Origin of the sequence: Providencia sp. Je.9.19 (assembly GCF_051129765.1) — a bacterium.
Taxonomy (GTDB): domain Bacteria; phylum Pseudomonadota; class Gammaproteobacteria; order Enterobacterales; family Enterobacteriaceae; genus Providencia.
On sequence record NZ_JBCPSS010000003.1, the window covers coordinates 108539 to 134564 of the forward strand.

The following is a 26026-nucleotide window of genomic DNA, read 5'->3' on the forward strand; positions in this document are numbered from 1 at the left end:
AAAGGTAAAAGTATCATGTCCGAGTTAAATGAAAAATTCGCTTTAGCATGGCAAGGTTTTAATCAAGGTGACTGGCAGAATAACGTGAACGTACGTGACTTCATCCAGAAAAACTACACTCCATATGAAGGTGATGAATCTTTCTTAGCAGGCTCTACCCCAGCAACAGATGCATTATGGGATAAAGTCATGGAAGGGATCAAAATCGAAAACCGTACTCACGCTCCGGTTGATTTTGATACAGATGTTGCTTCAACTATCACTTCCCATGATGCTGGTTATATCACAAAAGAATTAGAACAAATTGTTGGCCTTCAAACCGATGCACCTCTGAAACGTGGTCTTATCCCGTTCGGTGGTATCAAAATGGTTGACAGTTCATGTAAAGCTTACGATCGTACATTAGATCCAAGCCTGAAAAAAATCTTCACTGACTACCGTAAAACACATAACCAAGGTGTTTTCGATGTCTATACTCCAGACATTTTAAAATGTCGTAAATCAGGTGTCTTAACAGGCTTACCTGATGCATATGGCCGTGGCCGTATCATTGGTGACTACCGTCGCGTTGCGCTATACGGTATTGATTTCCTGATGAAAGACAAATTCAGTCAATTCACTTCGTTGCAAGCTAAATTAGAGCAAGGCGACGATTTGGAAATGACTATCCAATTGCGCGAAGAAATTGCTGAACAACATCGTGCATTGGGTCAAATGAAAGAGATGGCTGCTAAATATGGCTACGACATCTCAGCTCCTGCAACTAACGCACAAGAAGCTGTTCAGTGGACTTACTTCGGTTACTTAGCCGCAGTTAAATCACAAAATGGCGCAGCAATGTCATTTGGTCGTGTATCGACTTTCTTAGACACTTATATTCAACGTGACCTTGCAGCAGGCAAAATCACAGAAGAACAAGCTCAAGAATTGATTGACCATTTGGTCATGAAATTACGTATGGTACGTTTCTTACGTACTCCTGAGTATGATGAACTGTTCTCTGGTGACCCAATTTGGGCAACTGAATCATTAGGTGGTATGGGTCTTGATGGTCGTACTTTAGTGACCAAAAGTACCTTCCGCTTCCTGAACACACTGTATACCATGGGCCCATCTCCTGAGCCGAACATGACTATCCTGTGGTCAGAAAAACTGCCTATGAACTTTAAAAAATATGCAGCGAAAGTTTCTATCGATACTTCATCAGTTCAGTATGAAAACGATGACCTGATGCGTCCAGATTTCGACAATGATGACTATGCTATCGCATGTTGCGTAAGCCCAATGATTGTTGGTAAACAAATGCAGTTCTTCGGTGCTCGCGCTAACTTAGCGAAAACCATGCTGTATACCATCAATGGTGGTATTGACGAAAAACTGAAAATGCAAGTTGGTCCTAAGCATGCACCTATCTTAGATGCAGTCCTTGATTTCGATACTGTAATGGATCGCATGGACCACTTTATGGATTGGTTAGCCACTCAGTATGTCACTGCACTAAATATCATTCACTATATGCATGATAAATATAGCTATGAAGCATCTCTGATGGCACTACACGACCGTGATGTATATCGTACAATGGCATGTGGTATCGCTGGCCTATCTGTTGCAGCTGACTCATTGTCTGCAATTAAATATGCAAAAGTTAAACCTATCCGTGACGAAGACGGTATCGCTGTAGATTTCGAAATTGAAGGCGAATATCCACAGTTCGGTAACAATGACTCACGCGTTGATGATATTGCTTGTGACCTAGTTGAACGTTTCATGAAGAAAATTCAGAAACTACATACTTACCGTAATGCGGTACCAACTCAGTCAATCCTAACTATCACATCTAACGTTGTGTATGGTAAGAAAACAGGTAATACACCAGATGGACGTCGTGCTGGCGCACCATTTGGACCAGGTGCTAACCCAATGCATGGTCGTGACCAGAAAGGTGCTGTCGCATCACTGACATCTGTTGCTAAACTACCATTTGCTTACGCAAAAGACGGTATATCTTATACTTTCTCTATCGTACCAAATGCGTTAGGTAAAGATGATGATGTTCGTAAAACCAACTTAGCGGGTCTGATGGATGGTTATTTCCATCACGAATCATCTATCGAAGGCGGTCAGCATTTAAACGTCAACGTAATGAATCGTGAAATGCTGTTAGAAGCGATGGAAGATCCTGAAAAATACCCACAATTGACTATCCGTGTTTCTGGTTATGCAGTGCGTTTTAACTCACTAACTAAAGAACAACAGCAAGACGTTATTACTCGTACTTTCACAAGTTCAATGTAATAATTAGCTTAAGAAGTTAAAATAAATTAAAAGCCCCTGATTTTTGGGGCTTTTTTAGCTATACCGAAATAATTTAATTGTAGTTAGTGGTAAACAAGAATAGCTTGAAAAAACATACATCAGTATGTAAGCCAAGTAACTTAATTGAGCACAGCTAATCATCCAACAATTTAAATTATGACGGATATTTTGGAGTTCCTGCTATGTCGACAAAAAATATAATACCAACTGCTGACACTATCCCGACAACGAGTCTTTCAATAACAGCCCCTCCTGCGACGTTTGGCCGCATCCACTCTTTTGAGTCCTGCGGTACGGTCGATGGTCCTGGTATACGATTCATCGTTTTCTTTCAAGGGTGCTTAATGCGCTGTCTGTATTGCCATAATCGCGATACTTGGGACACTCATACCGGCCAAATTGTGACGGTTGAAGAACTGATGAAAGAAGCTGTCACCTATCGCCATTTTATGAATGCAACTGGCGGTGGTGTTACGGCATCTGGTGGTGAGGCTATTTTACAAGCAGAATTTGTTCGTGATTGGTTCCGCGCCTGCAAACAAGAAAATATTCATACTTGCTTAGATACCAATGGCTTTGTACGTCGTTACGATCCGGTTATCGATGAGCTGATGGATGTAACCGATTTAGTCATGCTTGACTTAAAGCAAATTAACGATGATATTCACCAAAAATTAGTCGGCGTATCGAACCATCGTACCCTTGAGTTTGCCCGCTATCTCACAAAACGTAATCAAAAAACTTGGGTGCGTTATGTGGTTGTGCCAGGCTGGAGCGATGATGACCATTCGGTGCATTTATTAGGTGAATTTACCAAAGATATGACTAATATCGAAAAATTTGAGTTATTGCCTTACCATGAGCTCGGCAAACATAAATGGGAAACCATGGGTGAAGAGTACAAGCTAGATGGCGTAAAACCTCCATCCAAAGAAGTCATGGAACGCGTAAAAAATATCCTTGAAAGTTATGGCCATAAGGTTATTTATTAAAATTATTTCTAGGCTCTGTATAGGGCCTAGAACACTTTTACACCCTGAAGATAAACAACACACTACTCACTAAATATATCGGCTGCAATAAAGAATCCGTTTGCATGACTGCCATTTCCCTCTTCCAATTCGGATAGCAATTAACCCATTACATCAAAAATAATACTAACAATGATAATTAATAGCTCTTTTAATGAGTTTTAATCTCATTGAATAAGAATTTATAACTTAAAGTTCCCCATTAATTACAACTAAACTTTATAAAATTCTGTGCTAACTTTATATAAACTATTAATATAGTTTATATAGGAAAATTTTAATCAATCATACCTTACCAGAATAGTCTGCTTTATAATGCTGCCGCATATCGACATACTAGTGTTGATGACTTTTAGTATTAATAGCATCGATTTTACACAGAATAATTTCTAAATTTCATTTAAAATTAATAATATTGCTTTCACACTACTACTTTTATACTACTAATAGGTTCCTTCTTTATCATGAATAATGACAATTTTAATGCAGGCAACTCCCCTGCACCAACAAATACGCCTTCCGTTGATACGTTGGTTTTTCTTAACCAACCACGTGCAGTTGATGCAGGTGAAGGTGTTAACTGGATCAGTCAATCCTGGTCTCTCGTTAAAGAAAAATTGGGAATGTGGGTCTTAATCAACATCGTATTATTTGCCCTTATCTTCATCGTATCCATGATCCCATTTTTAAATTTACTGATCACTTTCATTACCCCAATTTTTCTTGGTGGTATCATTGCGATTTGTGAAAATCAACGTAAAACAGGTCAAGCAGAAATTGGTTTACTATTTGCTGGGTTCCAACAAAAATTCGGTGCACTATTTGCTGTTGGTGCAATTAACTTCGCCGCTAATCTTGTTGGAATGATAATCGCCTTTATTATTGGTGGTTCTGCTATTTTTAGTCTCATGATGGAAGCTGATCAATACGGTGGCCCTTCAGATGCGGCTATTTTTGCCTCTTCTGGCACATTCGCTATTGCAGCTATCGTTATGGGTATTGCTGCATTAGTGGGTACGGCATTAACTTGGTTTGCACCTGCTCTGATCATGAACCACGAATTCAAAGTAGGCGAGGCAATTTCTGCAAGCTTACAGGCTGTTAAGAAAAATATCTTACCGGGTATCCTATTCTTTATCGTGCTGGCCATTTTGGTTATTATTTCTGTTATTCCTTTAGGCTTAGGTTTATTAATCTCTATGCCTATTATGTATGTGGCTTATTACAGCAGCTACCGCAGCTTATTCTTTGCGGAAACAGCAAAAATGAACACTCAAGCACCACAGAATAATTCTATTATTCAATAAGATAAAATTAATCTAAAGTACGAAATTAGATTAATAAAAGATACACCAAAGCGGGAATATTAAATTATTACCGCTTTTTCTTATCATACTTTCCCTCTCTTGATACACTAAACCTTGTTAACTAAACCAATAATATTCTTTCATTAGAAATGGAGTATTCATTGTTATGCGTTTTGATATGACTGACCTTCGTTTATTTTTAAATGTGATAGAAGCAGGGAGTATTACTGGCGGCGCTTCGTTATCTAATTTAACGTTACAATCAGCAAGTGAGCGTATCCGTGGAATGGAAAATGAGTTAGGTGTATTGCTGTTCACTCGTTCAACGAAAGGTATTTCATTGTCAAACGCAGGGTATTCATTATCTGAACATGCGCATGTTATCTTGCAAAAATTCGAACATATGCGCAGTGAATTAAGGCAATATAACCAAGGCTTACGAGGTCATATTAATATTTTATGCAATTCATCCGCCCAAATGGAATTTTTACCTAAACGAGTTGGCGCTTATTTACAACAACAGCCAAACATGTCAATTTCTGTTAAAGAAATGTCGAGTTCAGATATAGTGAGCACAATTAAAAATCGCCTTGCCAATTTAGGTATTGTGGCCGACTCTACTGACTTAAGAGGATTAGAAACTTACCCACTTTGTGACGATGAACTAATTGTTTTCGCTCATAAAAATAGCCAATGGGCACAATACAAAAATATCTCTTTTGCTGATATTGCTGAAGCCGAGTTTGTAGGCTTAACTGAAGGTATCACTTTACAGAAACATATCGATGCACATGCCCAACAACTCGGTAAGCGCCTAAGCTACAGAGTCAGAATGCCAACCATCGATGCTATTATGCAAATAGTCAGTAATGGTGTAGGTGTTGCCATTATTCCAAAATATGCCGCTAACCGGTTTTCCGATTCTCAAACAACTAAAGCTATCCCTCTCACGGATAATTGGGCACAACGTAAATTAGTCATCTGTGCCCGAAATTTCAACGAACTCCCCGAATACACCAATGAGTTTATTCAGTTTATTGCTAACTAAAAGTATTTTTTACTCTAATGTCATGTAACTACCTAATAAGATCAATCCAGCAAAAAAACATCGGCGAAACATAATTTCACTGATTCTACTTCGTAAATATTGTCCTATATACATTCCAATAATCGCAGGTATTAACGCGATAGCCGATAATAAATAATTGATACCACCAAGTTGTTGGCTCAATAAAAGCTGTATAGCCAATGCAATTGTAGAACCAGTAAATGCTAAACCAAGAGTCTGAATTAATTCATCTTTATTTAATTGAAGTGACTGTAAATAAGGAACAGCTGGGATCACAAAAACTCCCGTAGCGGTAGTTATTACACCAGTAAGATAACCAATAATAGGCGAAAGTTTTTTTTCAGAATGACGATTAATAACAGGTAACCTTTTTGCAGTAATTCCCCATATTCCATAAATAGACAACATGACTCCCAATGAGGGTAGTGTCCATGAAGAGTCTGACGTCAATGGTGGTAAAAAACTAAAAAAAGTCCCGATAAAAACGCCCACAATAAAAGGCCAAAATCGCTTGATTAACACCCCAAATTTAGGCCCAATGCAAAGTTGCCAGATATTAGTCACAAATGAAGGAATAATAAGTAAACTTGCTGCGATTATCGGTTCCATGGTTATACTCAGCAACCCCATGGCTATGGTTGGTAACCCTAAGCCAATCACCCCTTTAATGAACCCTGCTAATAAAAAAACACCGATTACTATTTCCATTATATTCTCTACAAGCTATTAATTTATCACGCAAGCGTAATCGTACTTATAATAAATACCTATATGGAAAATAGTTAGGAGGAGTCAGGAAAAAACTGAGAAGGATAACGTTTGTTGATAAATAAAAAACCGCCACTTAAAAAGTGACGGTTTGATTTGAAATATGGGTTATTAATACGTTGCTGATAAGCAAATAACGATATTAACCAATATATTCTAAGCCTTTCATATATGGACGTAATACTTCTGGTACTTCTATACGACCATCGGCTAATTGGTAGTTTTCAAGTACTGCGACTAGAGTACGACCAACAGCAAGTCCTGAACCATTCAGCGTATGAACCAGTTGAGGTTTCTTATCGTTTTTACCACGGAAACGAGCTTGCATACGACGCGCTTGGAAATCCCACATATTTGAACAAGATGAGATTTCGCGATACGTATCTTGTGCTGGCAACCAGACTTCAAGATCGTAAGTCTTACGTGAACCAAAGCCAATATCACCTGTGCACAAGAGCACTTTACGATAAGGCAAGTTCAGTAGTTGTAAAACTTTCTCTGCATGGCCAGTTAGCTCTTCCAATGCATCCATAGATTTTTCTGGATGAACAATTTGTACAAGCTCAACTTTATCAAACTGATGCATACGAATAAGACCGCGAGTATCGCGACCATATGAGCCAGCTTCAGAACGGAAACAAGGTGTATGTGCTGTCATTTTTAGAGGAAGTGATTCTTCATCCAAAATTTCATCACGAACCAAGTTAGTTACCGGAACTTCTGCCGTTGGGATCAATGCATAAGTGCTGCTATCCGCTTCTTCTTCAAGAGGCTTAGTATGGAAAAGATCTTCGCCAAATTTAGGTAATTGACCAGTACCATACAGAGTATCGTGATTAACAAGATACGGAACATAAAGTTCAAGATAACCATGTTGTTCTGTGTGCAAATCAAGCATAAACTGAGCCAGTGCACGGTGCATGCGAGCAATTTGCCCTTTCATCACCACAAAACGAGCACCAGTTAATTTAACCGCAGCCGCAAAATCTAAGCCACCCGATAATTCGCCTAAACTAACATGATCTTTAACTTTAAAGTCATACTTACGAGGTTCACCCCAACGTGCAACTTCAAGGTTCTCTGAGTCGTCTTTACCATCAGGAACTTGGTCATCAGGAATATTCGGAATACTTAATGTAATATCACGAATTTCTTGCTGCAGTTTGTCTAACTCCACCTTAGCGGAATCCAATCTCTCACCTAGCTGGTTAACTTCCTGACGTAATGGCTCAATATCTTCACCACGTGCCTTAGCTGCACCAATAGTTTTCGATCGAGAGTTACGGTCTGCTTGCAGTGTTTCAGTTTCAACTTGTAAAACTTTGCGGCGTTCTTCTAATTCACGCAGCTTTTCCACATCGAGGGTAAAACCCCTGCGAGCCAGTTTTTCAGCAACCGCGTCTAGCTCCGTACGCAGTAAATTGGGATCGAGCATGCTTATCCTGTGATCATTGTTAGTTATTGATAGTACTTAATAATATAGTGCCTTCTAGCACTATACGTAAAAGTAATGTGTTTTACATTATAACCTTACCGCATTGCCCACATTAGCGATAGCGTTTTGTGGCGCTAATTTGATCCTGTTGGGTTAACCAGTCTAGTTTTTCTGCGATTTTAGTTTCTAGCCCACGTTTGGTTGGATAATAATAACGCGTTGCTTTCATTGCTTCTGGAAAATAATTTTCTCCCGCGGCATAAGCATTTAATTCATCATGAGCATAGCGATACTCTTTTCCAGCTCCCAGCTCTTTTAATAGTTTTGTCGGAGCATTTCTTAAATGCTCCGGTACATCATAATCCGGCTGCATTTGCGCATCTTTAATCGCCGCTTTATAAGCGGTATAAACTGCATTGCTTTTCGGGGCACAAGCTAAATAAACGATAGCTTGAGCAATGGCTCGCTCGCCTTCCGCAGGGCCAACACGCGTAAAGCAATCCCAAGCAGAAATTGCCACTTGCATTGCTCTAGGATCTGCATTCCCCACATCTTCAGAGGCAATCGCCAACAAACGGCGAGCAACATATAATGGGTCACCGCCTGCGGTAATAATTCTTGCATACCAATATAATGCCGCATCAGGCGCTGAGCCTCTCACGGATTTATGCAAAGCCGAAATTAAATCATAATAACGGTCACCATTTTTATCGAAACGCGCCGTGCGCTCACCGCTAACTTCTTTGAGCAGATCAGCTGTGAGAATACGCTGACCATGGCTATCCGATTCTGCCATATCAGCCATCATTTCAAGTAAGTTAAGAGAACGTCGAGCATCCCCATTAACCAGCTGAGCAATCATTTTTCTTGTGCTATCCGGTAGAATAATATTTTGTCCACCAAAGCCTCGGGAAGCATCTCCCATGGCCTGTAAAAGCACTTCTTCAATATCGTTCTCATCCAATGACTTCAATAAATAAACTCTAGCACGTGATAAGAGGGCTGAATTTAATTCAAAGGAAGGATTTTCTGTGGTGGCACCAATAAACGTAATCGTACCATCTTCAATATGAGGCAAAAAAGCGTCTTGCTGGCTTTTATTAAAGCGATGGACTTCATCAACAAAGAGAATTGTTCTACGCCCTGCACTTCGATTTTGGCGTGCTTTTTCTATTGATTCTCGGATTTCTTTAATACCCGACGTTACCGCAGAAATACGTTCAATATCAGCTTGTGCATAGTGACCGATAATCTCGGCCAATGTCGTTTTACCTGTTCCCGGAGGTCCCCACAAGATCATTGAATGTAAGTGACCGGATTTTATTGCACGAGGTAAAGGTTTACCTTCGGCGAATAAATGTTTTTGTCCGATATATTGTTCAAGTGACTCTGGCCGCATACGCGCAGCCAAAGGTTGAAATTCGTTCTGTGAAAAATCGAGAGACAGGTTGCCCACTATTTCCTCTTACTACTATTTAGTTCCTGAGCGTTGGTCATCTAGCGTAACGCCTTTTGGCACTGTAAATTTAAATTTGCTTGGATCTACATGACCATTTTTTTGTTCTTTTAACTGATAAGCACTGGTTTGACCGTCTTGTTCAACAGCTGCAAATTTTTCGATAGTACCCTGAGGTGAAACGGTAATCGAAAAGCCTTTTAAGGTGCCATTGGTTTGCTTTGGTTTTAAATCAAACGTATTACCCCGCTGAATAATGGAATACTGCTTCCAATCTCTTGGGTCATTACGTGTAATTAATAAAAATGGCGTATCTTGCGTAGCATCAGATAAGTTGGTAACAGTCACTTGTTCAACAAATGGGTTATAAAACCAAAGATTTTTACCATCAGAGACTAAAACGCTTTCATCTGGTGATGTCATATTCCAATTAAATAGGTTTGGTCGCTCAAGCCATAGTTCACCCACACCTTCTTGGATAAGATCACCTTCAGGACTGGTGACTTTTTGTGAAAAGCTAGCTTGAAAACTATTGACCTTATTCAGTCGTTCCTGAAGGTCTTGACTCGCATCAGCCAGTACTTGGCCAATATTTAAACTAAAGGCTAATGCGCCTAATAACATCATTTTTTTCATCGAAAAAAGACCTTAAATTTATACCTCAAGAGGCGTTATATCTTTATACACCCCTTGAGTTAAACCAACAATTGAAGGGGTAAATTATTCACACTCAATAAAACGATTAATGCCCCATTGAAGGTCGAGACAATACTTCACGATTACCATTATGCCCCGGTTCGCTGACAATTTGCTGAGCTTCCATTTGCTCTACAATGCGCGCTGCGCGGTTATAACCAATACGGAATTGACGCTGAACACCAGAGATTGAAACTCTTTGTTTTTCAACTACAAATTCTACTGCTTGATCAAATAATGGGTCGAGTTCTTCTTCACCATTATCATAACCACTACCGCCTTCGCTATCATCGCTACAGGTTGTAATATTATCGATATATTGTGGCTTACCACGTGCTTTCCAATCGTTAACGACCGCATGGACTTCTTGGTCTCGCACAAATGCACCATGAACTCGCACAGGAATTGATGAGTTTGGTGGCAAATAGAGCATATCCCCCATCCCCAACAAAGATTCAGCGCCACTTTGGTCTAAAATAGTACGTGAATCAATTTTACTTGAAACCGTAAAAGCGATACGCGTTGGGATATTAGCCTTAATTAAACCAGTAATTATATCCACTGAAGGTCGCTGTGTTGCAAGGACAAGGTGAATACCCGCAGCACGTGCTTTTTGCGCTAATCTAGCGATCAGTTCTTCAACTTTCTTGCCCGCAGTCATCATCAGATCTGCAAATTCATCCACCATCACCACAATATATGGCTCTTTTTTCAGCATTGGATGTTCGATTTCCATGCTGTCACTTGGTTTCCAATGTGGATCCGGTATTGGGCGTCCCATATCCGCAGCAGCTTTAATTTTATCATTATAACCTGCAAGGTTACGTACCCCGAGCGCAGACATGAGTTTATAGCGACGTTCCATTTCATTGACACACCAACGCAATGCATTTGCTGCATCTTTCATATCGGTTACAACTTCTGTCAATAAATGTGGGATACCTTCATAAATAGAAAGCTCCAACATTTTTGGATCTATCATAATAAAACGAACATCTTCAGGTTTAGATTTATATAAGATACTGAGGATCATCGCATTGACCCCAACAGATTTACCCGAACCGGTTGTCCCTGCTACTAATAAGTGTGGCATTTTAGCCAAGTCAGCAACAACTGGCTCACCTTCAATATCTTTACCTAAGACAATAGTGAGTGGCGATGGGTCTTTTCTAAAGTCATCACAATCTAATACTTCACTTAAATAAACGGTTTGACGTTTTTCATTCGGTAATTCAAGGCCAACGTAAGGTTTACCCGGTATGACCTCAACCACCCTGACTGCGGTTGTTGACAATGAACGTGCGAGGTCTCTTGATAATGTCGAAATTCGAGCAGCTTTAACCCCAGGTGCCAAATCAAGTTCAAAGCGAGTAATAACAGGACCTGGAGAGAAACCTACGACCTCAGCCTTAACTCGATAATCGTTTAATCGTGCTTCAATCAATCTCGCAGTTTGTTCTAATTTGAACATATCCACCGGCTCTTCTTGCGCTGGCGGACGAGCTAATAAATCCAAAGAAGGCATCGGTGTTGTTGGTTTCGGTAATGGCTGGTCATTACGTACCAAGAATGGGTGAAATAAGCTATCTTGTCTTGGCTGCTGTGGCTGCTGTGGCTGCTGTGGCTGCTGTGGCTGCTGTGGCTGCTGTGGCTGCTGTGGCTGCTGTGGCTGCTGTGGCTGCTGTGGCTGCGCAAAAGTATGTGCCTGAGTTGACTGATTGCCAATCCCAAAATCAACATTATTTTGACTATTCACTTGAGGTTCATCTGCCATTACGGCACTAAACGACGGCATAAATAACGGATCGACGGGTTCATCGTTAACCAAATCTTCAACCGGTGAAAAACTATCAAGCACAGAGAATGATTTACTCAAATCGATTCTTGGCTCTATGTCGTGATCTTCATCTTCGAGTTGAGCAGAAAACACATTATTATCGATTGTGTTTGCATCTTTGATTGCCATTGTATCTATCAATGTTTCTGCGGCAGGAATTGTATGTGTCAATGTTTCTGCGGCAGGAATTGTATGTGTCAATGTTTCTGCGGCAGGAATTGTATGTGTCACGGTTGAAAACGCAGAAGATGAAGATGCCCAACGATGTTCAATCTCAGGTTGAGTAAACGGTGTTACTGATATTTCAGCAGCTGAAGTATCGATTGTAGGTTCATTTTGATTTACTGCGTCAGAGACCAGAGGTTGTGCTTCATAATCGGTTTCATTTATCTCACCATAGCGATCGCGTTGCTGCTGCAAAAATTGCGCTCGCAATAAATCTTCTGATTCACTCTCATCATTCAATGCTTGTGTGTCTTCGTCACTTGAAGACCATTGCTGATATATTTGCTCACGTTGTAAAGCCTCTTCTTGACGTCGTTGAAGTTCAGCGTCACGTTGCGACGGAATGTTTATCCCATATAGTTCACGTCGAGTTGGCAATCGCACTGGATTTGGGCGAGGCAATTCAGGCTCAGCGTTTTGCTTAATTTGCGCGTGACGGTCAAGGGCTGAAATAGAAATGCCTGCTGCGGCTAATGCAGCTGGATTCGCTAAGCGGTCTGTCACCGATTGCATGTTTATCTCTGGCACGACATCACTCACAACAGGCGCAGATGCAAAGGCAGAATATGATGCTAGCGAAGCAAAAGTATTTGAATTCGTTATCTCATTGGCAAAATGATTTTTTTCTGGTGTCGTTGTAGGCTCTGGCACCGCTATTGGATCAGTACTTGTTTGCGGTTGAAATTGATTATATGGCTGATTAAATTCATCAGCGGCTGCAAATAATGGCGGCTCAGTATTATCAATAGGCTGCTCGTCATGATTTGAGAACGATGAGTACCTATTTTCAGCTTGCTGCGGGCTTTGCTGTGACTGATATGATTGTGGCTGATGTGTTTGCGATTGAAATACCTGAGGTGAATAGTCATCAGGCACTTCAAACTGATAAGTATTATGTTCTTCCACCGCAGAGAACGAAGGGATTTGGCCTTGAGCCTCGTTTTCTTTTGAAGACACAATTTCATCAGCCGCGGAGCTAGGCTCAGCATTAACAATAGGTTCAAGCGTAACTTGTGATATTCCCTCTTCACTCACCAATTCAGCAACGGTCGGTGCCGAAAATAGTACGTCATCGTCATCGATAAGGCCCGCGTCATAATTAGCTTGCAGTTCAGCTTCTTGAGCACGTTGCAACGCATCTTCCGTAACTTCGACATTATAATCTTCTAAATCATCGCCTCGAGCACGATTCGTTATTAGCGTAATTGGCAGTAAAATGGCTGCACCTATTTTTTCGGCAATAGTCAGCCATGACCAACCAGTAAACAACGTAAAGCTAATCGACCATAAAAATAATAATGCTAATGTGGCACCTAAAGAATTAAACCATGGCTTTATTGCGGTACTAAATACGCTACCAATCACGCCTCCAGAGGCAAAATTAGGTAAATCATCAAAATTAAGAGCAGCAAGACCACAAGAAGATAAAATAAGTGCCAATCCGCCAATTAAGCGTAATGACAAAGAAAAAAAGTCAACATAACGACGCTGGCTTTCGTAATGAAAAATGGCCCAGCAACCAAGTAATAATAACGGTGGGATTGCGAAAGCAAGAATACCAAAGGCCGAAAATAGAATATCAGCACTCCAAGAACCAACACTGCCCCCTAAATTTTTTACGGGTGCATTCCATGTTGTCTGAGACCAACTCGGATCTGAGGGACTAAAACTCAGTAAAGCGACCATGAGAAAAATAGCGCTTAGGCAAATTGCAAGCAAAATGACCTCTAATAGCCGTCTTCCGCTACTGAGTTTTTTGAATTTAATGTATTTATCTTCTGTATATTCTTGGCTCATTATTATTTCTTTACTGACTGATGTTCTTTGCTTAATTATGGTTATTCTAGCATTAATCACCGTCATATGCGTGCTTTGCAGCAATTCAGGTAAATTAGCCCACCATAGATACGATTGGATTCAGTATTTCATCTTACGAATAATGATTCAATTTCTATTTAGCATCAAAACTCCTAAAAATTTATAGCTTTAAAATCAACAAATTGAAATCAATACTTACTATTTATTTAAAGAGAGATGTAAAAAAATGTCAGCAAAATTTAGTTTGATACCCAAATGCAGAATTTAAATACAAAATAATGGGGATTTAGAACGGAACAACGCTGAGTAAACTCAGCGTTGAAACTGCGGGTGACAACAAAGCTGATTGCTGTGCTGAAATGAGTCTATCAAAATCACTATTAGCGAGTTTTAATCACTAAACGGTTACTTTGTTTAACTTCTTCCATAACCACATAGGTACGAGTATCGTTTACGCCTGGCAGACGTAACAATGTTTCACCTAGTAGTTTACGATATGCTGACATATCGGGCACACGCGTTTTCAACAAGTAGTCAAAATCACCTGAAACAAGGTGACATTCTTGAATTTCTTCAAGTTTCTGAACCGCTGTATTGAATTGTTCAAAAACATCAGGTGCGCCACGATTCAGTGTAATTTCTACAAACACTAACAGTGAAGCATCTAAGTAGTGTGGATTCAGTAACGCAGTGTATCCAGAAATAAACCCTTGTCTTTCTAAACGACGCACACGTTCCAAACATGGAGTTGGAGATAGCCCTACGCGTTTAGATAATTCTACGTTAGAGATACGTCCGTCTTTTTGTAATTCGTTTAATATATTCCTGTCGATACGGTCAAGGTCTTTGCCAGGACGCTTTTTATTATCAATCATCTCTTTAATCTCTCTTTCTCTAATTGTTATTTTCTATATCTATAAAACAGCACCATCCGCGGCATACTTTTCAACGTAGGTATTCGTGTTCAGGCACAAATTTTATTCATAATGCTGAAACTCACGTGAATATAATTAGCGTTCACAATCATTACTTGGTATTCAAAATTTATCATTCGTAAGTAGTGTAAAGTTAATTTTCCAGCAAGGACAAAAAGGTGCTATTTCCATTGACCCACTAGATAATTAACTCTTACATAGATGTTTTCGCAAATGCGCAGCCGATTGTCAAAGAAAATGAATAAAAATCAGTACAAGATTTCGCTTTTTTATCTGGGAAAACGTTTCGCGGCAACAATTCAAGATAATTCCTAAAAATTCTGTTCCGTGATGCCCCCTACTTTTTGACACACTTTTTTACATTTATTCGGCATTACCTATCAGAGAAATAAGTGCTATGGAACTGACGAGGCATTTAAATCACTTTTGTTAATTATCCATTTCTCCTACAATCGCAGTTATGCTTTTTTTAGAATAAAAGAGGAATTCATGAGCACAACAACACATCGCAAGTTGATCATTTTAGGTTCAGGTCCCGCAGGCTATACGGCAGCCGTTTACGCCGCACGAGCGAATTTAAGCCCAGCGCTAATCACGGGAGTCGAAAAAGGCGGTCAATTGACCACCACAACCGAAGTTGAAAACTGGCCGGGTGACCCAGAAGGCCTAACAGGTCCGGGACTCATGGAGCGTATGCACGAACACGCGGCTAAATTCGAAACTGAAATTATTTCTGATCACATCAACAAAGTTGATTTTCAACAACGTCCGTTCCGCTTATTCGGTGATGAAAACGAATATACCTGTGACGCATTAATTATTGCGACAGGAGCATCGGCTCGTTACATCGGCTTACCTTCAGAAGAAGCGTTTAAAGGTCGAGGCGTTTCCGCTTGTGCAACTTGTGATGGTTTCTTTTACCGTAACCAAAAAGTCGCCGTTGTCGGTGGTGGTAACACTGCGGTCGAAGAAGCTTTATACCTTGCGAATATCGCATCAGAAGTTCACCTGATTCACCGCCGTGACAGCTTCCGTGCAGAGAAAATTTTGATTAGCCGTTTAATGGATAAAGTTCAAAACGGGAATATCGTCCTACACACTGACCGTACTCTTGATGAAGTTCTTGGAGACGATATGGGTGTAACTGGCGTGCGCTTACGCTGCACCAAAACCAATAAAACAGAAGATATTGATGTTATGGGTGCCTTTATTGCTATTGGTCATAGCCCAAACACGGGTATTTTTGATGGTCAACTTGATTTATCTAATGGCTATATCAATGTACAGTCAGGCACCCAAGGCAATGCGACTCAGACGTCCGTAGAGGGTATTTTCGCAGCAGGTGATGTCATGGATCATATTTATCGTCAGGCCATTACCTCGGCCGGTACAGGCTGTATGGCGGCACTTGATGCAGAACGTTACCTTGATGGACTTGCCGACAAAAAATAATCACTAATTTAATTTGTGTCATGAAATTGGCACATTTGATTTTAAAGCTTCAAACTCAATTGAGAAAATCTTGCTCAATTAGGTTGAAGCTTTTTTTATGCCTTACCTTAATAGAAATTTAGTCTCACAATATTCATATTGCCTATTATAAATATTGTGAACAGCCATTTTTAAGAGAAAGTTTATATAGTTCAGTCAACTAACATCCTATGCTTTTTCTAATAACAATTTTATATCAAACAAGGAAATTATATGGTTCAGCAGTTACAACGGGAATCTATCCGTATCTATTCCTATCTAATTGTTGCGATTCTTTCCATCGTACAAGGCATTGTTATTTATGCCTCAATGGATTACTCCATCCGCGTAACGAGTGAATTCGGCCCAGCTTTTGTCTATTTACCCATGATGTTGGCCATATATGTTCCATCAATAGTCAGTTATCTCATCACTAACGCAAAATCTGTTGCTTTTTATATCAATGTTTTTATTGCGATTGCGCTGACTTCATGGATAACCATATGGAATGCGCAAGGTATTGACAGTGCCTCTGACGCAACACCACTAGTCGCCTTTATCACCTTAACAATTTTATTTTTCTTTTTACTGCCATGGATGCAAATGCGTCAAATGACAGGTTCTTGGAAAATTGATTACAGCTGTTTGATGAGTTTTTACATTAAAAATACTTTTTTAGGTATTTTAGCGTCGTTTATTGGCGGGCTCCCTACTGCCATAATCAAACTCGCCAGTTTTCTATTTGGTATTGTGAACCTAAGCTATCTAAGCAATTTACTTGATGGTGAAATAATTTATTGGGTAGGATTCACACTCGGCTTTAATATTAGTTTGGTCTTTTTACGTTCAGTTTTAGACGTACAACTGAGCAATTTTGCCAGCTATATTGCGCGTTTTTTCTTACCCCTTTTAAATATCGTCACAATTGTTTTTTTAGTGGGCTTAGTGATTTCTATTGTTTCCGGAATGCCTTCGACAGGTCTTGGCTCTGGAACGATGCTTTGTTTTATTGCTCTTAATATTGTTTTTATTAACTTTGTTTATGGCGATGGGAGCAATCAATACAAATTCCCTGTAGGGCTAAATGGTTTTGTTTTAACCAGCATTCTTTTGTTAAATGTTTTTTCCGTACTTTCGCTATACGGCATTTTTACCCGTATAAACCAATACAGCTGGAGCGTTGATCGTCTCTACGCCTTTACTATCGCATTATTCTTAGCCCTCATAATACTGGCTTATAGCATTGCTATTATGCGTAAAAGGCAACAATGGATGCTGTCATTAGGTGCTATCAACAAGGTTGGACTCCTTGGCTTAATTACCATTATTTTAGCAATTAACAGCCCACTCGTTGATTTTAAAGCTATTACAGTCAACAGCCTTATTGCGGGTATTGAAAATGGAAAAATTAAAATTGATAGTTCCCTTGCTTATGATTTCAAAAACTTAGGTACCAAAGGAAAAGAAGCATTTAATCAACTGAATAAAAATCCTGAATATAAAAAATTATTTGATACAAACCCTTATTCAGAAGAAAAGCAAAAATCCTTACAAGAAGTATTAATCATAGCAAAAGGCAGCCCTGAGCTACCAACTAGTTGGTTTGAGATGGGAAATGATATTAGTAGCGCATGGTTTTGTACATCCTATTACAGCCCATATATGTGCCTTGGTTTCATGGCTGATGTAAATCAAGATAATAAAGACGATATTGTCATGTGCCAAGCATATCCGTCGGGCACCTCATTTGAATGTAATGTCTGGCAAGAAACGACGGATACATGGACGCTAGTGGATACGCAAACAAATTCGTTTGATAGTACGCAAGAACGTGATGAGGTATGGAATAAGCTCTTAGAAGGGCAATTCAAGCTAACCACAAAACCATGGCAACAGATCGGTGTTAAATAACAATTTTTAAACAGCTTTTTGAATTGTAAATTTAAATGGCTTAACTAAACGTTATCACTAACTATATGTTAAGCCATTTTGATAGCGTCTTTTCGATAACCACAACCTCTGCTCTCATTCCTGATTATGTTCTCACATTGAATTTATGTTTTGATAACGATAATAAGATACTAAGATCCTTAACTATCTTTACCCTATCATTAAATAAAGCCATTACTGGATTTTACCTTTATAAAACAAGTTAATAACAAACAATTGACGATTTAAATAACCTGCTTTTATTATGTAACATATCGTTAGGAAGCTGCTATGATATAAGAAAACTCTGTTAGGTTTAGCCCTACGAGCGCTGAATCTGGCAGTACTCAATTACTCTAAAATGACACCTGCAAACTAAATCATTATGGATAAATCAAGACAGATTGAATTGGTACGTTGGTTAAAGCAGCACAGCGTCCCTGCTAAACGTTGGTTACGTATTTCGATGCTCTTAGGCGTTGTGAGTGGCTTACTTATTATCGCTCAAGCTTGGATTTTAGCCGTTATATTACAAGCTTTGATTATGGTACATACCCCACGGGAACAACTATTAACGCCCTTTATTCTATTAATCACTGTTTTTGTTCTGCGTGCTATTCTCACTTATGTTCGAGAACGCGCCGGCTTTCGCTGTGGTCAAATTGTACGCCAAGAAATTCGCACCCTAGTGCTTGATAAACTGCAAGAACTTGGGCCTGTTTGGGTAAAAGGTAAGCCCGCAGGTAGCTGGGCAACCATTATTCTTGAGCAGATAGAAGATATGCAAGATTACTATTCTCGCTACCTTCCGCAGATGTATTTATCCGGGATCGTTCCCATTATGATCCTAATTGCTATTTTTCCTTTTAACTGGGCCGCCGCACTGATCCTATTTGTTACCGCGCCATTGATCCCTATCTTTATGGCATTAGTTGGTCTTGGTGCAGCAGATGCAAACCGCCGCAACTTTATTGCGCTTAGCCGCCTAAGTGGTAGCTTTCTGGATAGACTACGAGGGTTAGATACTTTACGTCTGTTTTTCCGTGAAAAAGCAGAAATCAAACAAATTCAGCAATCAACAGAAGACTTCCGTTCAAGAACCATGGAAGTCTTGCGCATGGCATTCTTGTCATCCGGTGTGCTTGAGTTTTTCGCTTCAATATCGATAGCCGTTGTCGCGGTTTATTTTGGTTTTTCCTATCTCGGTGAAATAAATTTTGGTAGCTATGGTCTGCCAGTTACTTTATTTGCAGGTTTTCTTGCCTTAATTTTATCTCCTGAATTTTTTCAACCCTTACGTGATCTTGGTACTTACTATCATGCGAAAGCACAAGCCGTTGGCGCCGCTGAAACGTTAGTCACTTTACTTAATAGTGAAGGAGAAGAAAGACCACCACAGGGAGATAAAATTTTAAATAATGAGCCCATTCAAATTGAGGCGAATCAACTCGAAATTTACTCTCATGATAGCGTTCTTCTTGCTGGGCCTTTAGACTTTAATATTAAACCTCAACAACGTATCGCTCTGGTTGGTCAAAGTGGCGCAGGTAAAAGCTCATTGCTTAACTTATTACTTGGCTTTTTACCGTATAAGGGCTCGATTACCGTTAACGGAATTGAATTAAATCAACTTTGCCCCGATAAATGGAGAGCATTGCTCGGTTGGGTTGGACAAAATCCTCATTTACCCGAACAAACCTTAATCGAAAATATTTGTTTAGGTAAACCTGATGCAACTGAATCAGAAGTTCAGCAGGCGATTGATAAGGCTTATGTTTCTGAATTTATCCCAATGTTACCTGATGGGCTAAATACGCGACTCGGTGACTATGCAGCAAGGCTTTCAGTCGGTCAGGCGCAACGTGTTGCAGTAGCTCGTGTATTACTGAAACCTTCACATTTATTGCTACTTGATGAGCCCGCAGCCAGCCTTGACGCTCACAGTGAACAACGTGTTATGCAAACACTGAATCAGCTATCAGCACATCAAACCACGATTTTAGTGACACATTTATTGGAAGAAACCGTCGATTACGACCAAATTTGGGTGATGGCTAATGGCCAAATCATTCAACGTGGTGATTACAAACAGCTAAGCCAATCTGAAGGTGTTTTTGCCCAATTACTTGCCCATCGTAGTGAGGAGCTTTGATAATGAGAGTTTTATTCCCCTTCTTAGCCCTCTACCGCCGCCATTGGTTTTTAATTACCTTAGGGATCATACTTGCGATCGTAACTCTGCTTGCCAGTATCGGACTCTTAACCCTTTCCGGCTGGTTTTTAGCGGGTACAGCAATCGCAGGGTTTCCAGGTCTCTACTATTTTAACTATATGCTTCCTGCTGCTGGAGTTCGAGGTGCTGCAATTTTTCGCACCGCGGGTCGTTATGGTGAGCGTTTAGTCAGTCATGATGCCACTTTCAAAGTATTGGCACATTTACGCGTTTTTGCATTTAGTAAGGTATTACCGCTTTCCCCGGGTGGTATCAGTCGTTTTCGCCAAGGCGAGCTACTTAATCGATTAGTGGCTGATGTTGAAACCTTAGATCACCTCTATTTACGCGTATTATCCCCCATTATTACTGCCTTTTTCGTTACCTTTGTCCTTATTTTTGGATTGAGTTATCTTGATCCTCGCCTTGCGTGGACTTTGGGTGGCGTGATGCTATTTTTATTATTCACGATGCCTTTTGTGTTTTATCTTGCAGGAAAGCCTATTGGCCGGGAATTAACAGAATTACGCGGTAATTATCGTGCTATTTTAACATCGGCCCTGCAAGGACAAGCCGAGTTAACCCTATTTGGTGCAACAGCACGCTTTCGTCAAAGTTTATCGAAAATTGAACATAAATGGCAAGCACGCCAACAGCAGCAAGCAAGCCTAACTGGATTATCACAAGCCATTATTTTGTTCGCATCAGGCTTAACTGCCACTGTATTGCTGTGGATGGCCGCTGAACATGTCGGCGGTAACACACAGCCCGGTGCGTTGATTGCCTTGTTTGTGTTTTGTGCCCTCGCCGCTTTTGAAGCGCTAGGCCCAGTTGCCGTTGCGTTCCAACATATGGGACAAGTTATTGCGTCCGCGACTAGAGTCTCGCAATTAATGAAAGCCAAGCCTGAAGTGACGTTCCCGACTAATGGTAAACAAATCACTCAACTTGAACGCCTTGTTATTGATAATATTTCGTTTACTTATCCACAGCAGCCTTTTGCGGTACTGAAAAACGTTTCGCTCTCATTAGAAAAAGGCCAACATCTCGCGCTACTAGGTAAAACCGGCTGTGGTAAATCCACTTTGCTGCAACTCATTACTCGTGCGTGGGATGTAGATAGTGGAACCATCACCTTGAATGACCAACCAATTAGCGAATTTAGTGAAGAAGCACTACGCTCGGTGATGTCGGTAGTTCCACAACGCGTCCATGTGTTTAGTGATACTTTGCGTAATAATTTATTGTTGGCCAATGAGCAAGCCTCTGATGCACAACTCAATGAAGTATTAACACAAGTTGGATTAGAGAATTTATTAGATAACACATTGAAATTAAATGCTTGGATGGGTGAAGGCGGACGCCAGCTCTCCGGTGGTGAACAGAGGCGCTTAGGCATTGCCCGCGCATTATTGCATAATACTCCACTGGTATTAATGGATGAGCCAACGGAAGGATTAGACGCAAATACTGAGCAACAAATTTTAGCATTGCTAAAAGAGAAATGTGCCGATAAAACGCTGATTGTCATCACGCATCGAATGCAAGGACTAGAACAAATGGACAGCATCTGCGTTATGGATAACGGTGAAATCGTTGAGCAAGGCAATCATCAACAGCTGCTTGAAATGCAAGGTCGTTATTATCAATTTCGCCAGCGTCATGTGCTTCAACAAGCGCACTGAGGCACATCATGTATCAGTTAGATGATGATTCATACCTGTTCCCTGCCGTGTCTGAAGCGATGCGGGAACCCAATGGATTATTAGCCATTGGTGGCGATCTTTCATCGAAAAGACTGCAAGCGGCTTATTATGATGGTATCTTTCCGTGGTTCAATCCAGAAGAGATGCCTTTATGGTGGTCTCCTGACCCAAGAGCTGTTCTAATGGTTGGCGATTTGCACATCAGTCGCTCGATGAAAAAAAGTTTAAAAAAGCAGACTTATCGAATTACCCTGAATCATGCTTTTAAAGAAGTGATTGAAGCCTGCGCTGTCCGTGAAGAAGGCACATGGATTGTACCTGAAGTACGCGCGGGTTATCTGGCTTTACACAAAGAAGGATTAGCACATTCGGTCGAGGCGTGGTACGGCGATAAACTAGTCGGAGGCCTGTATGGCGTAAGCATGGGCCACCTATTTTGTGGTGAATCAATGTTCAGTAGAATGAATGATGCATCCAAATTTGCTTTTATTACATTCTATTTTCATTTTTTGCGCTATAATGGGCAACTTTTTGATTGTCAGGTACTTAACCACCATACCGCCTCAATGGGTGCAAAAGAAATATCCCGTCGGGATTTTTTACATATTCTTTATCGGTGGCGAGACAAAGCAATTGACACTGACTGTTGGTTACCACAATCGTTAGTTACCGCAATCGATTGAAATACTGCCATTTTTCAAATAATGAATTTTGGTTTTACAATAATTTCATTACTTCACTACCAAAGAAAGATCGCCTTAAAATGCGACATTTCTTTACTTAGTGCGAGTTTTTGGGCATTATCTTGCCCGATAAAAACCACGGTTATTATACTTTAGAGGATTAGATGGCCAAAGAAGACAATATTGAAATGCAGGGCACAGTTTTAGATACCCTGCCAAACACAATGTTCCGTGTTGAACTAGAAAACGGTCACGTCGTGACTGCCCATATTTCTGGAAAAATGCGTAAAAACTATATCCGCATCCTGACAGGCGACAAGGTGACTGTAGAGTTAACACCATATGACCTGAGCAAAGGCCGTATCATTTTCCGTAGCCGTTAATTATTTATCGCCAAGCAAGGCCTGAAATTGCCACAGGTGGTGTGCAAAATGCACCACACACCTGTGGTCTATTCGTCAGAATACCGCGTCTTCCGGAAAGGCCTTGTTTACGCTACTGAAACTGAATGTCAGTGTGTTACTTTTTTCATCAAGCCCGATACTTACAGAGCCACCATTAGTTAACGAACCAAATAGTAATTCATTTGCTAACGGTTTCTTCAGGTTATCCTGAATAATGCGTGCCATAGGTCGGGCTCCCATCGCTTTGTCATAACCCTTCTCACATAACCACGCACGAGCACCTTTGCTAACTTCAATAGACACACCTTTATCATCTAACTGCGCTTGCAGCTCAACAATAAATTTATCAACTACTTGCGTAATCACATCCTGAGTCAATGTATTAAACCAGATAATGCCATCAAGGCGGTTACGGAATTCAGGTGAAAACGTTTTTTTGATTTCAGCCATAGCATCGGTACTGTTGTCTTGATCAGCAAAGCCAATAGCACGACGTTGCGTTTCTTGAACCCCTGCGTTAGTTGTCATCACAACAACCACATTACGGAAATCCGCTTTGCGCCCGTTGTTATCCGTCAATGTTCCGTGATCCATCACTTGTAATAAAATATTAAACACATCAGGATGCGCTTTTTCTATTTCATCCAGTAAAACAACTGAATGTGGATGCTTAATCACGGCATCAGTGAGTAGTCCACCTTGATCAAAGCCAACATAACCTGGAGGTGCACCAATTAAGCGGCTCACCGTATGACGTTCCATGTACTCAGACATATCAAAGCGCAATAATTTAATATCTAACGCTTTTGCTAACTGAACTGTAACCTCAGTTTTACCCACCCCAGTTGGCCCTGCAAAAAGAAATGAGCCGACAGGCTTATGTTCCAACCCTAAACCGGCACGATTCATTTTGATTGCTTCAGATAAAGCATCTATGGCTTTATCTTGCCCAAAAACGAGCATTTTCAAACGTGAATCTAAGGTCTTTAACTTATCTTTATCACTTGATGACACTGTTTTTTCAGGAATACGGGCAATACGCGCCACAATAGTCTCAATTTCAGGTACACCGATGGTTTTCTTGCGCTTGCTTGGCGCCACTAAACGTGTGCGAGCGCCTGCTTCATCGATAACATCAATCGCTTTATCAGGAAGATGCCTATCCGTAATATATTTAATGGAGAGATCCACTGCCGCTTGAATTGCTTTAGCGGTATAACGCACGTCATGGTGCGCTTCATATTTAGGTTTTAATCCAGTAATAATTCGAACTGTTTCTTCTGGGGTTGGCTCAACAATATCTATTTTTTGGAAGCGACGCGCTAATGCTCGGTCTTTTTCAAAAATATTACTAAACTCTTGATATGTGGTTGAACCAATAACACGAATACGTCCACCAGACAGCAGCGGTTTAATTAAGTTTGCTGCATCCACCTGACCGCCTGAAGCTGCACCTGCACCGATGATAGTGTGGATCTCATCAATGAATAAAATGCTTTTAGGATCTTTTTCTAGCATTTTTAGTAGCGCTTTGAAGCGTTTTTCAAAATCACCACGATATTTGGTACCCGCAAGTAATGAACCGATATCCAATGAATAAATTGTACAGTCTTTCATGACTTCTGGGACATCGTTTTGCTCAATGCGCCATGCAAGCCCTTCTGCTATTGCCGTTTTACCCACGCCAGACTCACCGACCAACAGCGGGTTATTTTTACGACGACGGCATAGAATCTGAATTGTTCGCTCTAATTCAGCCTGACGTCCCACCAGCGGGTCGATATTACCTTTCTTAGCCTGTTGGTTAAGATTAGACGTAAAGTTGTCCATATGGTCTTCTGAGACCATCTGTTCTTCATTTGGGGCACTGTTATTAGATAAGTCTTGATCTGACGCCTGAGACTCATCGCCTTTCACTGAACCATGAGAAATATAATTCACCACATCTAGCCGGCTCACATCGTGTTTACGCAGTAAGTAAGCAGCTTGAGATTCTTGTTCACTGAAAATAGCAACAAGCACGTTTGCCCCAGTCACTTCATTACGACCCGATGACTGAACATGAAAAACGGCTCTTTGCAGTACACGCTGAAAACTAAGTGTTGGCTGGGTATCGCGGTTATCATTTTCAGGTAACAGTGGCGTAGTTTGCGCGATGAAGTGTTCTAGTTCTTGCCTAAGTGCGACAAGATCAACCTTACAAGCTTCTAATGCTTCACGTGCAGAGACATTACTCAATAAAGCCAGCAATAGGTGCTCTACAGTCATAAATTCATGTCGACTGTCTTTCGCTTTAGTAAAAGCGACATTTAGACTAAGCTCTAGTTCTTGATTGAGCATAAGCGCCTCCCAAAATTGATATTAGCGGAATCAGACCTTTTCTATAGTGCAAAGCAAAGGGTATTCATGTTCGCGAGCAAATGTGTTCACTTGCGCCGCTTTCATTTCAGCAACCTCTGCGGTAAATACTCCACAAATTCCTTTTCCTTGAAAATGTACATCTAACATTATCTGTGTAGCGCGTTCTTCATCAAAAGAAAAGTATTTTTGTAACACTTCGACAACAAAATCCATCGGAGTGTAATCATCATTATTTAATAGAACCTTATACATTGATGGTGGTTGCAGCGTTTGCTTGACTTCATCTTTAAAAATGACGTCCGTTTTAAATGTTCCTAAAAAATCGCTCATTACTTTATTGCTCAGTCGTCTTACTCAGTGTTGAA

At 40.4% G+C, this 26026-nt stretch carries 17 protein-coding genes and 2 pseudogenes; 10 read left to right on the forward strand and 9 right to left on the reverse strand.

Going from position 1 to position 26026, the window contains the following annotated elements; all coding sequences use genetic code 11:
* Nucleotides 1-15 precede the first annotated feature (15 nt).
* The 4 genes from pflB to AAZR93_RS13100 all read left to right on the forward strand — a co-directional run bounded on the left by pflB (nucleotide 16) and on the right by AAZR93_RS13100 (nucleotide 5705).
* Nucleotides 16-2298: a formate C-acetyltransferase gene (pflB, locus tag AAZR93_RS13085; protein ID WP_434720047.1), complete on the forward strand. Its 2283-nt coding sequence runs from the start codon at nucleotides 16-18 to the stop codon at nucleotides 2296-2298.
* 203 nt (nucleotides 2299-2501) lie between these two features.
* On the forward strand, nucleotides 2502-3311 hold the full coding sequence (gene pflA / locus AAZR93_RS13090) for a pyruvate formate lyase 1-activating protein (protein ID WP_294100231.1): 810 nt from the start codon (nucleotides 2502-2504) through the stop codon (nucleotides 3309-3311).
* 503 nt (nucleotides 3312-3814) lie between these two features.
* Nucleotides 3815-4657 carry a BPSS1780 family membrane protein gene (locus AAZR93_RS13095; protein WP_434720048.1) on the forward strand — a complete coding sequence of 281 codons (843 nt, stop codon included), beginning with the start codon at nucleotides 3815-3817 and terminating at the stop codon, nucleotides 4655-4657.
* A gap of 166 nt (nucleotides 4658-4823) precedes the next feature.
* Nucleotides 4824-5705: a LysR substrate-binding domain-containing protein gene (locus tag AAZR93_RS13100; protein ID WP_434720049.1), complete on the forward strand. Its 882-nt coding sequence runs from the start codon at nucleotides 4824-4826 to the stop codon at nucleotides 5703-5705.
* A gap of 9 nt (nucleotides 5706-5714) precedes the next feature.
* On the opposite strand, the gene AAZR93_RS13105 is transcribed toward AAZR93_RS13100, so the two are convergent.
* The 7 genes and pseudogenes from AAZR93_RS13105 to lrp form a co-directional block, all read right to left on the reverse strand.
* Nucleotides 5715-6434 (reverse strand): sulfite exporter TauE/SafE family protein, encoded by a 720-nt coding sequence (locus AAZR93_RS13105; protein WP_294100235.1) that lies wholly within the window; start codon nucleotides 6432-6434, stop codon nucleotides 5715-5717.
* Between the two features lie 202 nt (nucleotides 6435-6636).
* A complete protein-coding gene (serS, locus tag AAZR93_RS13110; RefSeq protein WP_294100236.1) occupies nucleotides 6637-7929 on the reverse strand; it encodes a serine--tRNA ligase in 1293 nt (430 codons plus the stop codon).
* Between the two features lie 112 nt (nucleotides 7930-8041).
* On the reverse strand, nucleotides 8042-9385 hold the full coding sequence (locus AAZR93_RS13115; RefSeq protein ID WP_434720050.1) for a replication-associated recombination protein A: 1344 nt from the start codon (nucleotides 9383-9385) through the stop codon (nucleotides 8042-8044).
* Between the two features lie 15 nt (nucleotides 9386-9400).
* Entirely contained in the window at nucleotides 9401-10021 is a 621-nt protein-coding gene (gene lolA, locus AAZR93_RS13120) for an outer membrane lipoprotein chaperone LolA (protein WP_434720051.1), read from the reverse strand.
* A gap of 106 nt (nucleotides 10022-10127) precedes the next feature.
* Nucleotides 10128-11774 (reverse strand): annotated as a pseudogene (locus AAZR93_RS13125) (DNA translocase FtsK); the annotation flags it as partial.
* 89 nt (nucleotides 11775-11863) lie between these two features.
* Nucleotides 11864-13940: pseudogene (locus AAZR93_RS13130) on the reverse strand (DNA translocase FtsK 4TM domain-containing protein); the annotation flags it as partial.
* Between the two features lie 401 nt (nucleotides 13941-14341).
* Complete coding sequence (gene lrp, locus AAZR93_RS13135) at nucleotides 14342-14836, reverse strand: leucine-responsive transcriptional regulator Lrp (RefSeq protein ID WP_004918089.1); 495 nt, start codon at nucleotides 14834-14836, stop codon at nucleotides 14342-14344.
* Between the two features lie 549 nt (nucleotides 14837-15385).
* Here lrp and trxB point away from each other — a divergent pair.
* The 6 genes from trxB to infA all read left to right on the forward strand — a co-directional run bounded on the left by trxB (nucleotide 15386) and on the right by infA (nucleotide 23279).
* A complete protein-coding gene (gene trxB, locus AAZR93_RS13140; protein ID WP_434720052.1) occupies nucleotides 15386-16348 on the forward strand; it encodes a thioredoxin-disulfide reductase in 963 nt (320 codons plus the stop codon).
* A gap of 252 nt (nucleotides 16349-16600) precedes the next feature.
* Nucleotides 16601-18277, forward strand: coding sequence for a DUF7057 domain-containing protein (locus tag AAZR93_RS13145; RefSeq protein ID WP_434720053.1), 1677 nt, complete (start codon nucleotides 16601-16603; stop codon nucleotides 18275-18277).
* A gap of 403 nt (nucleotides 18278-18680) precedes the next feature.
* The gene (gene cydD / locus AAZR93_RS13150; RefSeq protein WP_434720054.1) at nucleotides 18681-20447 is read left to right on the forward strand and encodes a heme ABC transporter permease/ATP-binding protein CydD; all 1767 of its coding nucleotides are present in this window, start codon (nucleotides 18681-18683) and stop codon (nucleotides 20445-20447) included.
* A gap of 2 nt (nucleotides 20448-20449) precedes the next feature.
* On the forward strand, nucleotides 20450-22192 hold the full coding sequence (cydC, locus tag AAZR93_RS13155) for a heme ABC transporter ATP-binding protein/permease CydC (RefSeq protein WP_434720055.1): 1743 nt from the start codon (nucleotides 20450-20452) through the stop codon (nucleotides 22190-22192).
* Between the two features lie 8 nt (nucleotides 22193-22200).
* A complete protein-coding gene (gene aat, locus AAZR93_RS13160; protein ID WP_434720056.1) occupies nucleotides 22201-22896 on the forward strand; it encodes a leucyl/phenylalanyl-tRNA--protein transferase in 696 nt (231 codons plus the stop codon).
* A 164-nt stretch (nucleotides 22897-23060) separates the two neighbouring features.
* Nucleotides 23061-23279 (forward strand): translation initiation factor IF-1, encoded by a 219-nt coding sequence (infA, locus tag AAZR93_RS13165; protein WP_004244560.1) that lies wholly within the window; start codon nucleotides 23061-23063, stop codon nucleotides 23277-23279.
* 75 nt (nucleotides 23280-23354) lie between these two features.
* Here the strand turns inward: infA and clpA are convergent, their stop codons facing one another.
* Nucleotides 23355-25640, reverse strand: coding sequence for an ATP-dependent Clp protease ATP-binding subunit ClpA (gene clpA / locus AAZR93_RS13170; protein WP_336428506.1), 2286 nt, complete (start codon nucleotides 25638-25640; stop codon nucleotides 23355-23357).
* Nucleotides 25641-25670: 30 nt separating this feature from the next.
* Nucleotides 25671-25991: an ATP-dependent Clp protease adapter ClpS gene (gene clpS, locus AAZR93_RS13175; protein WP_336428508.1), complete on the reverse strand. Its 321-nt coding sequence runs from the start codon at nucleotides 25989-25991 to the stop codon at nucleotides 25671-25673.
* Nucleotides 25992-26026 lie beyond the last annotated feature (35 nt).

Bases quoted from the DNA above. Each gene is read 5' to 3' on its own strand.
- pflB (WP_434720047.1), top strand. From the start codon at position 16: ATGTCCGAGTTAAATGAAAAATTCGCTTTAGCATGGCAAGGTTTTAAT.
- pflA (WP_294100231.1), top strand. From the start codon at position 2,502: ATGTCGACAAAAAATATAATACCAACTGCTGACACTATCCCGACAACG.
- AAZR93_RS13095 (WP_434720048.1), top strand. From the start codon at position 3,815: ATGAATAATGACAATTTTAATGCAGGCAACTCCCCTGCACCAACAAAT.
- AAZR93_RS13100 (WP_434720049.1), top strand. From the start codon at position 4,824: ATGCGTTTTGATATGACTGACCTTCGTTTATTTTTAAATGTGATAGAA.
- AAZR93_RS13105 (WP_294100235.1), bottom strand. From the start codon at position 6,434: ATGGAAATAGTAATCGGTGTTTTTTTATTAGCAGGGTTCATTAAAGGG.
- serS (WP_294100236.1), bottom strand. From the start codon at position 7,929: ATGCTCGATCCCAATTTACTGCGTACGGAGCTAGACGCGGTTGCTGAA.
- lolA (WP_434720051.1), bottom strand. From the start codon at position 10,021: ATGAAAAAAATGATGTTATTAGGCGCATTAGCCTTTAGTTTAAATATT.
- lrp (WP_004918089.1), bottom strand. From the start codon at position 14,836: ATGATTGATAATAAAAAGCGTCCTGGCAAAGACCTTGACCGTATCGAC.
- trxB (WP_434720052.1), top strand. From the start codon at position 15,386: ATGAGCACAACAACACATCGCAAGTTGATCATTTTAGGTTCAGGTCCC.
- AAZR93_RS13145 (WP_434720053.1), top strand. From the start codon at position 16,601: ATGGTTCAGCAGTTACAACGGGAATCTATCCGTATCTATTCCTATCTA.
- cydD (WP_434720054.1), top strand. From the start codon at position 18,681: ATGGATAAATCAAGACAGATTGAATTGGTACGTTGGTTAAAGCAGCAC.
- cydC (WP_434720055.1), top strand. From the start codon at position 20,450: ATGAGAGTTTTATTCCCCTTCTTAGCCCTCTACCGCCGCCATTGGTTT.
- aat (WP_434720056.1), top strand. From the start codon at position 22,201: ATGTATCAGTTAGATGATGATTCATACCTGTTCCCTGCCGTGTCTGAA.
- infA (WP_004244560.1), top strand. From the start codon at position 23,061: ATGGCCAAAGAAGACAATATTGAAATGCAGGGCACAGTTTTAGATACC.
- clpA (WP_336428506.1), bottom strand. From the start codon at position 25,640: ATGCTCAATCAAGAACTAGAGCTTAGTCTAAATGTCGCTTTTACTAAA.
- clpS (WP_336428508.1), bottom strand. From the start codon at position 25,991: ATGAGCGATTTTTTAGGAACATTTAAAACGGACGTCATTTTTAAAGAT.